This is a genomic window from Desulfosporosinus sp. SYSU MS00001, assembly GCF_049943955.1.
In the GTDB taxonomy this organism is placed as follows: domain Bacteria; phylum Bacillota; class Desulfitobacteriia; order Desulfitobacteriales; family Desulfitobacteriaceae; genus Desulfosporosinus.
Genome location: NZ_JBNFTW010000042.1, coordinates 1 through 1,589, shown reverse-complemented (window position 1 = coordinate 1,589; position 1,589 = coordinate 1). Strand labels below are relative to the sequence as shown.

Sequence of the window (1,589 nt, the reverse complement as noted above, 5' to 3'; positions counted from 1 at the left end):
TTACCTGGCGATGACCTACTTTCCCAGGGGCTATGCCCCAAGTATTATCGGCCCTGGAGGTCTTAACTTCCGTGTTCGGTATGGGAACGGGTGGAACCCCTCCGGCATGATCACCAGATCTCTGAGATTCAGTTGTCCTTTGCGAACTCTGTTCTCTCAAAACTGCATAGAGTCTCTTTCTAGTTTCGTCTTCCTCGGAAACACTGAGCCACATTCCCTTTTCTTCGTGTCTTATTAGGTCAAGCCCTCGACCGATTAGTACCAGTCAGCTCCACACCTCACGGCGCTTCCACACCTGGCCTATCAACCTGATCTTCCTTCAGGGGTCTTACCGAGCTTTCACTCGTGGGAAATCTCATCTTGAGGCCGGTTTCGCGCTTAGATGCTTTCAGCGCTTATCCGATCCGAATATAGCCACCCAGCTGTGCCTCTGGCGAGACAACTGGTACACCAGTGATTCGTCCATCCCGGTCCTCTCGTACTAGGGACAGATCCTCTCAAATTTCCTGCGCCTGCGACGGATAGGGACCGAACTGTCTCACGACGTTCTGAACCCAGCTCACGTACCGCTTTAATGGGCGAACAGCCCAACCCTTGGGACCTACTACAGCCCCAGGATGCGATGAGCCGACATCGAGGTGCCAAACCTCCCCGTCGATATGGACTCTTGGGGGAGATAAGCCTGTTATCCCCAGGGTAGCTTTTATCCGTTGAGCGATGGCCCTTCCACTCGGTACCACCGGATCACTAAGCCCGACTTTCGTCCCTGCTCGACTTGTAGGTCTCGCAGTCAAGCTCCCTTTTGCCTTTACACTCTGCGCGCGATTTCCAACCGCGCTGAGGGAACCTTTGGGCGCCTCCGTTACTCTTTAGGAGGCGACCGCCCCAGTCAAACTGCCCGCCTGATACTGTCCTAATCCCCGATTCAGGGGACCTAGTTAGAACTTCAGTACAAAAAGAGTGGTATCCCACCGTCGACTCCACCAAGGCTGGCGCCCTAGCTTCTCTGTCTCCCACCTATCCTGTACATTTTATACCAAAATCCAATGTCAAGCTGCAGTAAAGCTCCATGGGGTCTTTCTGTCCTGTCGCAGGTAACCCGCATCTTCACGGGTATTACAATTTCGCCGAGTCCCTCGTTGAGACAGTGTCCAGATCGTTACACCTTTCGTGCGGGTCAGAACTTACCTGACAAGGAATTTCGCTACCTTAGGACCGTTATAGTTACGGCCGCCGTTTACTGGGGCTTCAATTCAAAGCTTCGGGCTAAACCCTAACCTCTCCTCTTAACCTTCCAGCACCGGGCAGGTGTCAGCCCCTATACATCTCCTTGCGGATTAGCAGGGACCTGTGTTTTTGTTAAACAGTCGCCTGGACCTTTTCTCTGCGGCTCATCTTGCAATGAGCGCCCCTTCTCCCGAAGTTACGGGGCCATTTTGCCGAGTTCCTTAACGAGGGTTTTCTCGCGCGCCTTAGGTTTCTCACCCCATCTACCTGTGTCGGTTTGCGGTACGGGCACCAAGAGAGCTCACTAGAGGATTTTCTTGACAGCCTGGAGTCGGTTACTTCGCTACTATGTTTCGCTCCCC

2 rRNA genes are annotated in these 1,589 nt (G+C 53.4%); both read right to left on the bottom strand.

The window, feature by feature from the left end:
- Positions 1–2 precede the first annotated feature (2 nt).
- Positions 3–118 (bottom strand): 5S ribosomal RNA (gene rrf, locus ACPUYX_RS20930).
- A gap of 117 nt (positions 119–235) precedes the next feature.
- Positions 236–1,589: ribosomal RNA gene (locus tag ACPUYX_RS20925) — 23S ribosomal RNA — on the bottom strand; the annotation flags it as partial.